This window comes from Paenibacillus graminis, assembly GCF_000758705.1.
GTDB classification, from domain to species: Bacteria; Bacillota; Bacilli; order Paenibacillales; family Paenibacillaceae; genus Paenibacillus_AQ; species Paenibacillus_AQ graminis.
Genome location: NZ_CP009287.1, coordinates 1,682,828 through 1,696,009, shown reverse-complemented (window position 1 = coordinate 1,696,009; position 13,182 = coordinate 1,682,828). Strand labels below are relative to the sequence as shown.

The window sequence follows — 13,182 nt, the reverse complement described above, 5'->3', positions numbered from 1 at the left end:
AAGGTACCGTCTGTACGGCACCCGCCCCACCCATAAGGTCTTACAATATTCATTTGGTTGCAGCGCTTATTTCGGGATGGTGCCTTCAATGCCTTTGGCCAGCCAGTTCATGGCCAGAACCTCTTCAAGGGTCAGCTTTTGGCCTTCCTGAACCTGGACCTTGCCCTGGTTGTCAGAGATAGGACCTGTGAACACATCCAGCTCTCCGCTGATAATTTTAGCTTTGGCGTCCTCCACGAGCTTCTTCACATCATCCGGAACCTTGCTGCCGAATGGCGCAAGGCCGACCATACCGTCAGCTATATCCCCGGAATACTGCTCACTCTTCCAGGTTCCGTCCATAACGGATTTCACAGCCTTCACATAATAAGGGCCCCAGTTCCAGACAGGGTTGGTCAGATAGTGATCCGGTGCGTATTTGCCCATATCAGAGTCATTCCCCCCGGCAAAAGCACCGCGTTCAGACGCAGCCTGCAGGGTGGCAGGTGAATCCTGATATGCGAGCAGCACATCTGCGCCTTTATCCAAAAGGCTGAGTGCCGCTTGGCGCTCTGTTGCCGGGTCATACCAGGTATTCGTCCAAACCACATCCACCTTAACCTCAGGGTTGACGCTCTGCGCTCCAAGTGTGAAGGCGTTGAGGTTATAGATCACCTCGCTGATCGGAAAGGCTCCTACATAACCCAGGTGATTTTTCTTGGTCATTTTGCCGGCTGCAATCCCCGCCAGGTAGCTGCCTTGATAGTTCTTACCGAAATAGGTTCCCATATTGGCGGCTGTTTTGTAGCCGGAAGCATGCATGAACTTCACCTTCGGAAATTTATTGGCTACGTTTAGGGTATAGTCCATATACCCGAAGCTCGTTGTAAATACAATGTCATGGTTCTGGGCAAGCTCGGTGATGATGCGTTCGGCATCGGCGCTTTCCGGAACATTTTCCACAGTGTCCGCCTTAATGCCAAGCTCCTTCTCCAGATAAAGGCGGCCCTGATCATGCTGATACGTATAACCGCCGTCACCCGGAGGTCCAATGTAGACAAAAGCAACCGTCGGCTTCTCTGCTGCCGGCTCTGTTGTTGCTGCCGCCTCTGTTGCTGTGCCCGCATTCGATGCTGCCGGAGGTTCCGTGCTGCCGGCGTTTGTGCCGGAACTGTTGCTGCTGCCGCAACCTGCCAAAACCACGGCCAACAGGAACATGATTGCGAAGCTGAACGATAGCGCCTGACCCCTTTTTTTCATAGTTCTCCTCCTCCAGTAAATCTCTCATCATAGCTGCTGCCATTAATGTATCTCTACTATACTGAGCTACAGCACCTGCGTAAATTTATATAACATACGTTTGTGCCATGTGATAAGAACTGCTGTTTATTTTGTGCAGAGCGCACTAGCATACCTCTAATTATTCTTAAAATATGTGACTTTCCTTAACATGACACACCTCATTCATGCTCCAGCATTTTCCGGAAAATAAACACCAGCTTCAGGCGCATCAGATCATTGATTTTTTTGAAATCCACGTCCAGCAGCTCGCTCAGCTTCTCGATCCGGTAAGTGGCGGTATTGCGGTGAATAAACAGCTTTTTGGCCGTCTCATTCACATGTCCGTCATTCTCCAGGTAGACCTCCAGCGTATGCAGCATCTCCCTGACATACTCCGGTTCCCGGCTTTGAAGGCTCCGCAGGCTACTGCTGCAGTATTTCTCCATGGTTTCTGCCGGAATCCGGGCAAGCAGCAGGTTCAGCTCAAGCTGCCGGTAATGTATAACATTTCCGTGTGCTCCCCAATGCGGGAACATCCCCATACATTCCTTGATCTCGGCAAAAGCCTCCTTCACCCCTTCCGGTTTAACCTTAAAACTGCTGAGCGCGGCCCGGGGATAATAGCCTTTATCGAATTTCAAATTTTCAAAACAGGCATTGACCAGTTCCCGGAACTGCTCAGGACTGTTCGGACCCGCCGGATACAGTGATACCAGGCCTTCGTTCATCATCACATGAATCCCGTTCAGCTCGCGCAGCAGGGGCTGCTCCAGATATTCCTCTTTCATACGCAGCAGTTCGGCCTGGCGAGCCTCCCCAGAGGCGGCTGTATCGGTAAGCATCAGCTGAAACGGCGCCTGCAGCAGCCCCACTCCCAGCTTGGAAGCGGCCTGGGCCATTTCGGCGCATGACATTCCGCCGTTCAGGCAGTGACGCAGGAGTCCGCTGAACTCCCTATGCCCGGCATGCTCGAAATAATCCTCATAACCCGAATGAAGATGATAGGAGATCAGCTCGGCTCCCTGGACGAACAAGCTCTCTTCCACCGGCAGCAGCAAAGGATCTATAGAGCAGTATAAAAGATAGCCGGAGCACTTATCGCCTTGCAGCAACGGAATCCTGAATCCGACCTTGTCACCGGTACGGAAGCGCTGATTCCGGTTTTGCCAGGGCCAGCCTTCCAGCAGCTGTGGTGCAGCATGATCCGAATTATTGAATACCACATCCCCGCGGGAGCTGATCACAGCGAGCGGAGTTTCGATGACTTCAGATACCGATTCAAACAACGGACGGCTGTGTCCGGAACGCAAGGCGAACCGCATCAGCTTCCGCTGCTTCTCCATCATGGCCTGCAGCACACTGGTGCTGCGCGTAAGCTCCGCACGGAACAGCCCGTTCATCTGATCCGAGAAGGTGAACTGGAAGGGCAGCTCAAGCAGCGGAAAATTCAGCGTTTCCGCTTCGGCAACCAGCTTCTCCGGCACAGCGTCCCAAAAACGCCCCAGCTTGATGCCAAGCCCTGCAGAACCGCGCCGGTTCAAGGTCCGGAGCAGAGCCGAAGCATCCTCCAGACTGTCCTTGATTAAGTAAGCTGTCGTAAGGAGCATCTCCCCCTCCTTGATCCAGTCGGAGATATCGGGAGCGTCCATTACATTGACAGATTTGATAACCCGGTGTTTCCCCTTCGAACCGGCAATCAGCTTCGCTTCGGACAAAGGGTAAATGGACAACGCTTCTTCAACCGTAAGATGCATGGCCACCCCTCCTTTATAAATTCTATTGAAATCCGGTTAGTTATGTCACTTTATGTAACATTATAAATAAAGATACCTATATTGAAAAGAAAAAAGTATTGAATATCAATTATTAAAGTTAGAAAACCTAACATATTCCTGCGCATCGTAGCAATTTCCGGTTGCTTTTTCTATTGAATGAGGGGAGTTTAGCTTGAGCGGAGGCATGGCATGGACTTCTGGAACGGTGTATCCAATCAGTTAACCGGGCGGTGATGGGACGGCAGCGGTGAGATGGGCGGCGGTGGATTCGCTGCGGTGAGATGAACGGCGAGGGGATCGCTGCGGTGAGATGGGCGGCGGTGAGATGGCAGTAGCGGGATGGGCGGTGATGGGACGGCAGCGGTGAGATGAACGGCGGTGGGATCGCAGCGGTGAGATGGGCGGCGGCTGTCCTGGGTTCACTTGACTTAAATCTCACAATTATCTGTTTCCTGGGGAAATAAGTTCCCTCCCCCCTTTTTTTCCACTTAATCGTTTTGCTGGCTGGAGGAAGTGATTTCAGAAGTACTTTTTGTGCGTCCGAGAATTAGTTGAATTTTGCCTTACCACCTGCTCTTACCATCACTAACACTATTACTATTACCATTACTATTACTCATACTCCTATATTCACCTCTACTATTCACTCCTACTAGCTACTCCTACTAGTTACACCTACCCAAAACCCCCTAACTTCACAGTCGCGAAGTTAGGGGGGTTGTACTACGCTACTTCTGTCGAGCAACATCAGTTCTATCCTGCAAATCATCCTCATGCTATATTTGCATCCTCTTGAGTGCCGCGCGGCGGCATGAATGTCTATTGTGCAACACTAGTCCTGTCGCCAAATCCTCCGGACCCAGGAGAGCAGGCGCAAATCCTGCCCATGCCCGCCGATCACCGACAAGCCAAGCGGCAAGCCGGCGGGGCCAATCACCGGCAGCGTCACCTGCGGCAGACCGGCTAAGCCGGCGATGCAGCTGAGCATCATGGCGCCGCTGCGGTGCTGTTCCAGCTGTGCCAGATCCCCGCCGCGCAGCGGTGCGGGCCCTGGCACGGTCGGGAGGACGATGCAGCCGTCCTCCCCAAGCAACTGCCGCAGCCGGGCCGCAATCACCTCGCGTATCCGCAGCGCGCGGCGGTGGTCCTGCCCGGCAAGGCCCGCCGCCCATGCGAAGCGGGCGGCGATGTCCGGGCCAAAGAGCGGCTGCGCACGCTCTATCCATGCCCCGTGGGTCGCCCATATCTCGGCGCCCTGCAGTTCCCTGAAGACATCCATCCATGTCTTCAGCCCCTCCGGCGCGATCTCCGTCGCGCCGGACCAGCCTGCACCGGCCTGTAGCACCTGCAGGCCGCCTTGCAAGCTGGCTGCGCTATCCGCACCAGCCAGCGCCCAAGCCTCGGGCATGATGTGCAGCTTACCCATCGTGCCTGCCCCACTGCCCGGAGCTGCTGCTCCGAGGAGTACTTCGCCTGCCCGCAGCAGCAGCTCCGGGCGGGCTGTGATCCAGCCCACGGTGTCGAAGCCCGGCGCAAGCGGAATTACGCCTTCCATCTCCACCGCACCATGCGTAGGGCGGAAGCCGTATACGCCGCAGTACGCAGATGGCACGCGGACGGAACCGCCCGTATCCGTTCCCAGCGCAAAATCCACATCGCCGGAGGCTACCGCCACCGCCGAACCGCTGGAGGAGCCGCCGGGGATACGGCCTCTGGCCCGCGGATTGACCGGCGTGCCATAGTGGTAATTCTCCCCGCCGAGGCTGTACATCAGCTCATCGGTATGCGTGGCCCCCCGCAGGCTCGCCCCCGACTGCAGCAGCCTGCGAACCGCTGCCGCATGCATCTGTGACGGCTGATGGCTGCGAAGCCAATCCGGGTTGCCGGCAGAAGATCGGTGCCCGGCTACGGCGAATACATCTTTTACTGCAAAGCTAAGACCAGCCAATTTCCCGCTTCCCGAACCCGTTACCTCAAGCTCCGGTTCAATAAATGCACCATGTTGATTATGAACAGCCATCTCTGCCCCACTCCTCCCGGACGAACCGGAATGCCTTCAGCCATCCCATGTTTTTTTGCTCTTCTGTTCTTGATTGGAAAGAACCTATCTGCTCATTACCGATAAGTACATTTACTGCAATTAAACGGGTGTGTAAAAGTCCATTTTTTTAAATAAATGTAATTCGTACAGTGGGGAATGTTTGGACTTCCAGCCGCTGTTGCCGTAAGAATTTCTTGATTGAACCGCCTTTGTCGGTTGAAATCCGGTGACTGATTATGCTGAAGATAGCGAGCTTTCCTACGGCAAGCTTTCAGGCGGAAGCATTCGCTCTGTAAGTATCAATACTTCCCCTCCGCACTTCTTCCCTTTTTATGAATTTTTAAGTTCAAATTATATAGATCTATTTTCATGCCAATATCCGAGCTTTTAACTGCAGAAAATACAGTTACAGGCGGGAGGCAGCCTCCCGAGAGCAGCTCCAACTCCGCTTCAGCTCCAACTCCATCTACCAGTTCTACCTCCACTCCAACCCCAGCTCCAGCTACCAGCCTATAGCTGCACCGTCGCAGCGCGGGTCCGTGCCCCCGCTGCGGTAGCCGTTGGCATCGATTGAAATCGCGTGGGCATGGCCCACTATTCCATCATATTCCCCCACGGAACGCACCAGATGTCCGGCTTCGGATAGCTTGTTCAGCACCTCAGGTGCGACCCTGCGCTCCACCTTCAGCTCCTGGGTCGGCTCGCCCCAGGTTCTGCCCCAGACCAAACGCGGCGCGTTCACCGCCGCCTGCGGGTCCATTCCGTAATGCAGCATCCGGGTCAGCAGCAGGCTCTGGGTCTGCGGCTGGCCCTCTCCGCCCTGCGTGCCATAGAGATAGACCGGTTTGCCGTCAAGGCAGGCCATAGCCGGCATCAGCGTATGGAACGTGCGCTTGTGCGGCTCCAGCCCATTAATATGTCCGGGCTCGAGCGAGAAGAACGAGCCCCGGTTCTGCAGCAGAATCCCTGTATTGCCGGCCACAACGCCTGAGCCAAATTCAAAATACAGGCTTTGAATGAAAGAAACCGCATTGCCTTCATCATCCACTACTGCCGCATAAGCGGTATCCCGGCCTACCGGTTCACTGCCAAGCGCAGCTGCCTTCACAAGTGAAACCGATGCAGCCAGCACGGAAGCATACTGTTTATCCAAGAGCTGCTCCAGCGGAATCCGGCTGAATGCCGGGTCGGTGAGCACCCGGTCGCGGTCGCGGAAGCTCAGCTTCAGCGCCTCCACCAGCAGATGATAATATTCATAGGAGCCATGCGCGATCTCTCCAAAATTGAAGTGTTCCAGGATATTCAGCACCATCAGCGCGGTAAAACCCTGGGAGTTCGGCGGGACCTGATAAACCGCGTAACCGTGGTAGTCCGTAGATACCGGCTCGTCCCAGTTCCCCTGATGACCGGCAAAATCCTCCCGGGTGAGATACCCGCCGGAAGCCCGCATATAATGACTGATCTCCTCGGCAATCTTCCCTTTATAAAAAGCATCCCGGCCGCCCTCGGCCAGGAGCCGCAGCGATGCGGCCAGCTGCTGCTGCACAAACCTGCCCCCTGCGGCCGGAACCGCGCCGCCGGGAAGATAGATCGCCGCCGCTTCCGGGGACAGCGCCGCTCCGGCGAGCACGCTGTTGCCGTACTGGTCCGGCGACAGCGGAAACCCGCCGGCGGCATAGCCGATCGCCGGCTCCAGCACCTCCCCCAGGGTCAGGCGTCCATACTCGCGTTGGACGGCCGACCAGCTGTCCGCCATTCCGGGGACCGTAATGGCACTGCGCACACCCCGTCTCGGAATCGCCTCCTCGCCGGCGTAGCAGTCCCTGCGGACGCCGTAGCCGGAACGCCCGCTGCCGTTGTAGGCCCGGACGCGCCCTTCACCCGCGCTGTAGGTGAGCCAGAAGGCATCGCCGCCCAGTCCCGTCATATGCGGATAGACCACAGCAAGCGCGGCGCTGACTGCTACCGCCGCATCAAAGGCGTTGCCGCCCTTTTGCAGAATCCGCGCTCCGGCGGAGGAGGCCAGGTAATGGGGGCTGACCACCATCGTTTTCGTACCGATTACAGGACCTGTCGTCATGCTGCCATCTCCCATTCCTGTTGCTCAAGTTAGTGTCATTTAACAGCACCGCAAAAACCTTTGTCAATCGGGAGAGACGAAACCGCACGTTTGCCTCCTGTTTTTTGTGAGCCATGCACAAAGTTTTGCAGAGCCGCATTGTGCAGTGTGGCTGCACACCGGAGAATTGTATAAAATATCCCTGGCTGACCAGTCAGGATTTTTGAATAACCTTACGCTGGGCATTGCGCTGCCAAATCCGGCCGCCACCATAACCGCCATTGCCGCAGGCATGATGACTATGACTGGCCCTGGGCTGCTCGCTGCAGAACTTCCTTCCACGGCGCCATTCATCGTCCAGTTCGGCGTCATGCAAAAATACAAGCAGTCGCCTGAAGGGAAAGGCGCGACCCTGCTTGTACAAGTAATCGCCATTATGATGTTTGTGCGCTGTTCATTCTGGCCGCATTTGCCTGTGGCGGGCAGGTGCTCCTCTATTCCATTTAGCAGCCGGGCACCCACACGTTATTTTAAAATATACTGGGACAGTACAGCCTGCACCTCATAGATATTCACGGATTTATTGAAGGTTTTCTTCAGCGGCAGTGCGCCTCCCGACACATACAGGCATAGCTCCGCATCCAAGTCAAAGTGCCCGGCTGTTTCCACCGAATAATGCGTAATGCTTTTGTAAGGGATGGAATGGTACTCCGTTTTTTTGCCGGTTACGCCCTGCTTGTCAACAAGAATCAGCCGTTTATCCGTAAAAATAAACATATCCCGGACCAGCTTATAAGCCCGCTCGATTTTTTCCTGCGGGGCAAGAATCTGTGCGTATTCCCGCTGAACATCCGGAAGTGCGACCTGTGTGGCATTGCCCAGCAATCCGTTAAACATCGCCATTTTGCCCAACCCTCTTTCTGATTGGATTTGGTAAAAAGTCCTTCGCCATATACTCATACTACTTGCACATTGCCTCAGATATGCACAGGCGCTGCACTTTTTCTCTTGCATATTCAGCTGTTATTGGTTAAACTGATCTTAAATTTGGATGAAGGAGGTGTAGGAGGAATGGATCACAATCGGACCAATAGTGTTAGCAGCCGGCTGATTAATATTATGGCTGGCATCGTTCATGTAATTGCCGACAACGGGAGAAGTCTGTCCATTAACATGAATTCAATAACACTACAACATTGTGAAATGCCTTTCCTGCCTGCGCTTCAACGGACGCTTTAAGACCGGAGAAACGATAAGGGCCGCGGGGAAATTTCCCTGCGGTCTTTTTGTTTCCAGAATTGAACGTAAGCGGCGACAGGGCATTCTTATAAAGGAGAATCCCTATGATCATCTCATGCCAAAATGTTCAAAAATACCACGGTGCCCAGCTCGTGCTGAGCGACGTTACCTTCGATATCCGCCAAGGTGAAAAAATCGGCCTGATCGGCCGCAACGGCTGCGGCAAAACAACGCTTTTCCATCTGCTGAATGGGGAGGAACGTCCCGACCAGGGTCAAATCTCCATCCGTAAAGGCAGTGTCGTTGGACTGCTGGCGCAAATTCAGGAAGTACATGACGAGGAGACTGTTTATGCAGTTTTGCAGCGCAGCTTCGCCGAACCGCTGGAGTGGCAGGCCCGCCTGCGGGAGCTGGAGCTGGCAATGTCTCAGCCGGATGCCGGAAGCAGCGGATTAACCTTTGACCGGCTGCTCAAGGAATACGGCACCCTCCAGGAAAAATTCGAAGCGGCTGGAGGCTATGAGATTGAATCCTCCATCCAGCGTGTAGCCGCAGGTCTGGGCATCGGAACCGGACAATATGACCGCCGCTTCTCCTCCCTTTCCGGAGGCGAGAAAACCAAGGTCGGCCTGGCCGAGCTGCTGCTGCGCCGTCCCGATATCCTGCTGCTGGATGAACCGACGAACCATCTCGATATGGAAGCCATCGAATGGCTGGAGCAGTTCCTGCAGGACTACGAAGGGACAGTGGTGGCGATCTCCCATGACCGCTACTTCCTCGATGCGGTAGTGAAGAAGGTGATTGAGATTGAAGACGGTGAAGCCTTCACGTTCCACACCAACTACAGCGGCTATCAAGTCGAGAAGGAAGCCCGGCTGCTGCGGCAGTTTGCCGATTATCAGGAGCAGCAGAAGAAGATTAAGCAAATGCAGGAGAGCATCAAACGGCTGATCGAATGGGGCAACCGTTCCAATCCGCCGAACCCCTCCTTCCACCGCCGGGCAGCTTCGATGCAGAAGGCGCTCGACCGGATGGTGAAGGTCAAACGCCCGGTCCTGGAGCGCAAAACCATGGATCTGCAGCTGCAGCAGGAGGATCGGACCGGCAATCAGGCCGTCATTCTTGACCGGATTGGCAAAAGCTACGGGGACCGTACCCTCTTCTCCGGGGCCAATGAAGTTCTGCGGTATGGGGAAACCACCGCATTGATCGGCGGCAACGGCGCAGGCAAGAGTACGCTGCTGCGGATTATTCTGGGCCAGGAGCTGCCGGACGAGGGAACCTGCACCCTTGCCTCCAGAGCCGTGATCGGCTATCTGGCTCAGGAAGCTGTTCCAGAGGACGGGAAGCTTTCAGTGCTGCGGTACTTCCGCGAGGAAGCAGGCCTGGAGGAGGGCGAGGCCCGGGGACAGCTGGCACGGTTTCTCTTTTACGGAAGTGATGTATTCAAGAATATTGCGAACCTCTCCGGAGGAGAGTGGACCCGGCTGCGGTTTGCAGTGCTGATGCACCGCCGCCCGAATCTGCTGATTCTCGATGAACCGACCAACCATCTGGATATTGATTCACGTGAGGCGCTGGAGGAAGCGCTGGAGGATTACCCCGGCACTGTGCTGGCGGTATCCCATGACCGTTATTTCATCAACCGCTGCTTCGGGAAGCTCTGGTCCATAGCCGGAGGAAGATTCACCGCTTTCCCCGGCAACTATGAGTATTACAAGGAAAAACAGGCCGAGAAGGCTGCCGCCTCGGGGCTCTCTTCGAATAGCAGCAACGGGCAGCTGCAATCAGATAATGCCCCCAAGTCCGGCAGCAATTCATCTGCCGGCAAGGCTGATATTTCAGAGGCTAGGCTCAGGGACAGTAACGAAGCCAGAAGCGGCAGCTCTGCTTTAGTACCCGGCAAGTCCCGCCCTCAAGGCTATTGGGAGGAGAAGATCGCCGCAGCCGAGGAGCAGCTTAGCTCCATTGATGCGGAAATGCTTGACCCGCTGATCTCCAGCGATGCGGATAGACTCGCGGAACTGCAGACTCTCCGGGACACCGCGCAGGAGAAGCTGGATGAGCTGTACGCCTGCTGGATGAGTGAAACAGACCAATAAACACTAAAGGGACGGAGGATTATAATGACAGAAATAATCGCTGAATATTGGAAGGCGTATCTGGAGGAACACCCTGAAGCGGCTGATTTATACGACAGTGCCTGGGCGTTTGGAGACAATGACCGGCTGGCAGATGAGCTGCTGGCCCTTGTGCTGGAGGGAGTCAAGACAGCCATGAACTATGAGCTGAACGAGGTGCGCGGTCTGCCTTTACCTTTTATCGGCGGTCATTCCATTATCCTGGACAGCCAAGGCATGCCGCGGGGAATCATCAGGACAACGAAATGCGAGGTTGTTCCCTTTCACGAAGTGACTGCGGAGTTTGCCTATTCCGAAGGTGAGGATGACCGTACTCTGGAATCATGGCGGTATCATCATGAAGCCTATTTCACAAGAGAAATGAAGGCTTATGAAATGAACTTTGATCCAGGCATGCGCGTGGTCTGCGAAAACTTTGAACTGGTATACCGCAAATAATCAAGCGCACAACTCAAAAAGGCTGCTTCTTCATCGCGAAGAGGCAGCCTTCATTGTATAGTTGCAAGTAGTGGAAGTTGTAGCTCTGCGGTTAATTCTAGTGCCAGAAGCCCATAACCCAGCCAATAACCGAGATCCATAAAGGAATACTGATGAGGATGCCCCATACCAGTCCAGTGGCAATGTTGCCTTCTGCAGGACGTGTCATGCCCTCCTGCTTAAGCGGAAGTCTTAACTCTTCTTGTTCCATGCGATCCCCTCCTAAAATAACTATCGACAGAGCAGAGGAAAAAATGTAGACCGCCTGGCCCAAAAAGTTAAATTTTCGGCGATTTTTTTAGATATAAAGGCTCAGCGGCTTCACCTTGTAAAGGCTTACATATTTATTATTAACCAGTTTTTGTCTCATTTAAAACTTATAAGCTATCTTATTTATACAACATATGCACATCCCTAGTCCAAAATGACCGGTTTATCAGGATTCCGCAAATATTCGAACATTGTCTGCAGCTGCTCCCGTGTATTCCGTTCTTCCGACAGCTCCGGCAGTTCATCCCCGGCAAAAAAAGCTACCCCGTCCGTCTCTACTCCCTCCGCAGCAGCGCCGCCGGTTATCCGGCATAAGATGAACATTTTGTACACATGGTACGGCTCCGGCGGATGGTGATGGAACTTCTTGTCCAGCACTGCCAGCAGACGCACCGCCTCTGCCTGAAAACCTGATTCCTCAGCAATCTCCTTAACCGCTACTTCCCTTGGAGACAGTCCGATATCGGCCCAGCCTCCGGGGAGCGCCCAGTTGCCGTCCAGCTTTTCACGAACCAGCAGAATCTTCTCTTCACGGAAAATTACACCGCGCACATCTACCTTGGGCGTACTGTAGCCCTCCTCGCCCGCAAAGGCAAGCCTGATCTTCTCCTTGCTCTCAAAGGTATAGTTCGCCAGAATATCCACACTCAGCTCCCGCAGCGCCTGATAACGTTCGATATCATATACATCCTTGGCATAGGTAAGCCCCGTCTGGGCAATCGCCTGAATTTCCTTGGCCCAGGTTAACCACTTCTGTTCCATAGCTGCACCGTCTTTCCTTAGTATAGGCATACGAAGCCTTGTTTACTCACACAGCATCAAATGACGGGAGAATGCGCCTTTCTTCGCTACACAGCGGTCGATAATGGTGAAGCCTGCTTCAGCAATCATTTCATCCACCGCTTCAATCGCAACAATGACAGCACGGTCAGCGATACGGCGGGTATGGACCAGAATCGCCAGCTGCTCCCCGGGCGTAATCCGCGAATATAAGTTATAGGGCATGTCCACTATGGCAACGTCATAATGCTCCTGGATGTCCGCGATATCGCCCAGGGTAACCATGCTGCTCCATCCAAAATGGGCAATGTTCGTCCGTGCACCGGCGACAATTTGCGGATTAATGTCCCGGCCCACAATGTCAATGCCCATGGACAGGGCCTCCACCATTACTGTGCCTATCCCGCAGCAGGGATCTATCGCTCTCACGCCTGCTGGATGCGGAACCGCCATGTTGACCGCCGCCCGCGCAACACGCGTGCTCAGGGCAATCGAGTAGCTGCGCGGTTTTTTCATCTGCCGGAACCAGGTTGCCTTATTCTTATGATACTCTCCGAAGTACCAGCAGCCGCCCAGAGTCACAATGCCGTACACCCGCTCCGGATGGTTCACATCCGCTTCTCCCTCAATACGCATCCCGATCTCACGCTCAATGGCTCTGCGTTCATCATACTCAATTTTTTCTTCCGGGGACAAATCGTTCGTCTTCACAAAAATCACCTTGAATGTCTGCCCCTCCACCTCTACCTGTTCAGTCTGCTTGTAGATATCCTCCAGACTGTTCCCGGAGTACATAACGTCAATCCGCTCCTTGATAAACGGACTGCGGCTGACATCCACTTGGACCCGGCTCCCAAAGATCGCAGCCGGAATTTCCCGGCCAAACAGACAGCGCAGCTCCATTCCGCACAGGGATTCTTCGTCCCCGGTACAGGCGTAAGTATAAATATATAATGGCTGTTCCTGATTATTTTGCATTTGCCTTTCGGGGTCATGGCTTATCTTTGAATTCGCTGACACTTTATTTTCGCTCCTGTCGCTTCCGCTTTGATGCGGAGATTCTGCCTTATTCTGCAATTCCGATTAATCGTTGTTGTCCAAGGGGGTGTACCTCCACATAATTGAAGCAAGTAACAGAGC

General features: G+C 54.3%; 13 protein-coding genes. 4 read left to right on the top strand and 9 right to left on the bottom strand.

Going from position 1 to position 13,182, the window contains the following annotated elements; all coding sequences use genetic code 11:
• Nucleotides 1-66 precede the first annotated feature (66 nt).
• The 5 genes from PGRAT_RS07295 to ggt all read right to left on the bottom strand — a co-directional run bounded on the left by PGRAT_RS07295 (nucleotide 67) and on the right by ggt (nucleotide 7,156).
• Nucleotides 67-1,239 carry a BMP family ABC transporter substrate-binding protein gene (locus PGRAT_RS07295; protein WP_025706133.1) on the bottom strand — a complete coding sequence of 391 codons (1,173 nt, stop codon included), beginning with the start codon at nucleotides 1,237-1,239 and terminating at the stop codon, nucleotides 67-69.
• 200 nt (nucleotides 1,240-1,439) lie between these two features.
• Nucleotides 1,440-3,014, bottom strand: coding sequence for a PucR family transcriptional regulator (locus tag PGRAT_RS07290; RefSeq protein WP_025706132.1), 1,575 nt, complete (start codon nucleotides 3,012-3,014; stop codon nucleotides 1,440-1,442).
• Between the two features lie 853 nt (nucleotides 3,015-3,867).
• Nucleotides 3,868-5,055, bottom strand: coding sequence for an amidase (locus PGRAT_RS07285; protein WP_042266294.1), 1,188 nt, complete (start codon nucleotides 5,053-5,055; stop codon nucleotides 3,868-3,870).
• Nucleotides 5,056-5,375: 320 nt separating this feature from the next.
• Nucleotides 5,376-5,561: a hypothetical protein gene (locus PGRAT_RS07280; protein ID WP_025707767.1), complete on the bottom strand. Its 186-nt coding sequence runs from the start codon at nucleotides 5,559-5,561 to the stop codon at nucleotides 5,376-5,378.
• Between the two features lie 17 nt (nucleotides 5,562-5,578).
• The gene (ggt, locus tag PGRAT_RS07275) at nucleotides 5,579-7,156 is read right to left on the bottom strand and encodes a gamma-glutamyltransferase (RefSeq protein WP_042266292.1); all 1,578 of its coding nucleotides are present in this window, start codon (nucleotides 7,154-7,156) and stop codon (nucleotides 5,579-5,581) included.
• 166 nt (nucleotides 7,157-7,322) lie between these two features.
• On the opposite strand from ggt, the gene PGRAT_RS33090 reads away from it, so the two are divergent.
• A complete protein-coding gene (locus PGRAT_RS33090) occupies nucleotides 7,323-7,703 on the top strand; it encodes a hypothetical protein (RefSeq protein WP_155990342.1) in 381 nt (126 codons plus the stop codon).
• Here PGRAT_RS33090 and PGRAT_RS07270 read toward each other — a convergent pair.
• The gene (locus PGRAT_RS07270) at nucleotides 7,661-8,038 is read right to left on the bottom strand and encodes a PH domain-containing protein (RefSeq protein WP_020431226.1); all 378 of its coding nucleotides are present in this window, start codon (nucleotides 8,036-8,038) and stop codon (nucleotides 7,661-7,663) included. The two genes, PGRAT_RS33090 and PGRAT_RS07270, sit on opposite strands and share 43 nt — an antisense overlap.
• A 168-nt stretch (nucleotides 8,039-8,206) precedes the next feature.
• Here PGRAT_RS07270 and PGRAT_RS33085 point away from each other — a divergent pair, with 168 nt between their 5' ends.
• The 3 genes from PGRAT_RS33085 to PGRAT_RS07260 all read left to right on the top strand — a co-directional run bounded on the left by PGRAT_RS33085 (nucleotide 8,207) and on the right by PGRAT_RS07260 (nucleotide 10,953).
• Nucleotides 8,207-8,374, top strand: coding sequence for a hypothetical protein (locus tag PGRAT_RS33085; RefSeq protein ID WP_155990341.1), 168 nt, complete (start codon nucleotides 8,207-8,209; stop codon nucleotides 8,372-8,374).
• Nucleotides 8,375-8,478: 104 nt separating this feature from the next.
• Nucleotides 8,479-10,476: a ribosomal protection-like ABC-F family protein gene (gene abc-f / locus PGRAT_RS07265; protein ID WP_025704586.1), complete on the top strand. Its 1,998-nt coding sequence runs from the start codon at nucleotides 8,479-8,481 to the stop codon at nucleotides 10,474-10,476.
• A gap of 24 nt (nucleotides 10,477-10,500) precedes the next feature.
• Nucleotides 10,501-10,953, top strand: a complete 453-nt coding sequence (locus tag PGRAT_RS07260) for an ASCH domain-containing protein (RefSeq protein ID WP_025704585.1) — start codon at nucleotides 10,501-10,503, stop codon at nucleotides 10,951-10,953.
• A gap of 97 nt (nucleotides 10,954-11,050) precedes the next feature.
• Here the strand turns inward: PGRAT_RS07260 and PGRAT_RS33080 are convergent, their stop codons facing one another.
• From PGRAT_RS33080 to PGRAT_RS07250, 3 genes are all read right to left on the bottom strand, one after another.
• A complete protein-coding gene (locus tag PGRAT_RS33080; RefSeq protein ID WP_155990340.1) occupies nucleotides 11,051-11,203 on the bottom strand; it encodes a hypothetical protein in 153 nt (50 codons plus the stop codon).
• Between the two features lie 203 nt (nucleotides 11,204-11,406).
• Nucleotides 11,407-12,024: an NUDIX hydrolase gene (locus tag PGRAT_RS07255; RefSeq protein ID WP_025704584.1), complete on the bottom strand. Its 618-nt coding sequence runs from the start codon at nucleotides 12,022-12,024 to the stop codon at nucleotides 11,407-11,409.
• Between the two features lie 42 nt (nucleotides 12,025-12,066).
• Nucleotides 12,067-13,020, bottom strand: coding sequence for a TRM11 family SAM-dependent methyltransferase (locus tag PGRAT_RS07250; RefSeq protein ID WP_025704583.1), 954 nt, complete (start codon nucleotides 13,018-13,020; stop codon nucleotides 12,067-12,069).
• Nucleotides 13,021-13,182: the final 162 nt, after the last annotated feature.

What these genes read in the sequence shown, in the direction of transcription:
- PGRAT_RS07295 (WP_025706133.1), bottom strand. Translation starts at nt 1,239, where the DNA reads ATGAAAAAAAGGGGTCAGGCGCTATCGTTCAGCTTCGCAATCATGTTC.
- PGRAT_RS07290 (WP_025706132.1), bottom strand. Translation starts at nt 3,014, where the DNA reads ATGCATCTTACGGTTGAAGAAGCGTTGTCCATTTACCCTTTGTCCGAA.
- PGRAT_RS07285 (WP_042266294.1), bottom strand. Translation starts at nt 5,055, where the DNA reads ATGGCTGTTCATAATCAACATGGTGCATTTATTGAACCGGAGCTTGAG.
- ggt (WP_042266292.1), bottom strand. Translation starts at nt 7,156, where the DNA reads ATGACGACAGGTCCTGTAATCGGTACGAAAACGATGGTGGTCAGCCCC.
- PGRAT_RS07270 (WP_020431226.1), bottom strand. Translation starts at nt 8,038, where the DNA reads ATGGCGATGTTTAACGGATTGCTGGGCAATGCCACACAGGTCGCACTT.
- PGRAT_RS33085 (WP_155990341.1), top strand. Translation starts at nt 8,207, where the DNA reads ATGGATCACAATCGGACCAATAGTGTTAGCAGCCGGCTGATTAATATT.
- abc-f (WP_025704586.1), top strand. Translation starts at nt 8,479, where the DNA reads ATGATCATCTCATGCCAAAATGTTCAAAAATACCACGGTGCCCAGCTC.
- PGRAT_RS07260 (WP_025704585.1), top strand. Translation starts at nt 10,501, where the DNA reads ATGACAGAAATAATCGCTGAATATTGGAAGGCGTATCTGGAGGAACAC.
- PGRAT_RS33080 (WP_155990340.1), bottom strand. Translation starts at nt 11,203, where the DNA reads ATGGAACAAGAAGAGTTAAGACTTCCGCTTAAGCAGGAGGGCATGACA.
- PGRAT_RS07255 (WP_025704584.1), bottom strand. Translation starts at nt 12,024, where the DNA reads ATGGAACAGAAGTGGTTAACCTGGGCCAAGGAAATTCAGGCGATTGCC.
- PGRAT_RS07250 (WP_025704583.1), bottom strand. Translation starts at nt 13,020, where the DNA reads ATGCAAAATAATCAGGAACAGCCATTATATATTTATACTTACGCCTGT.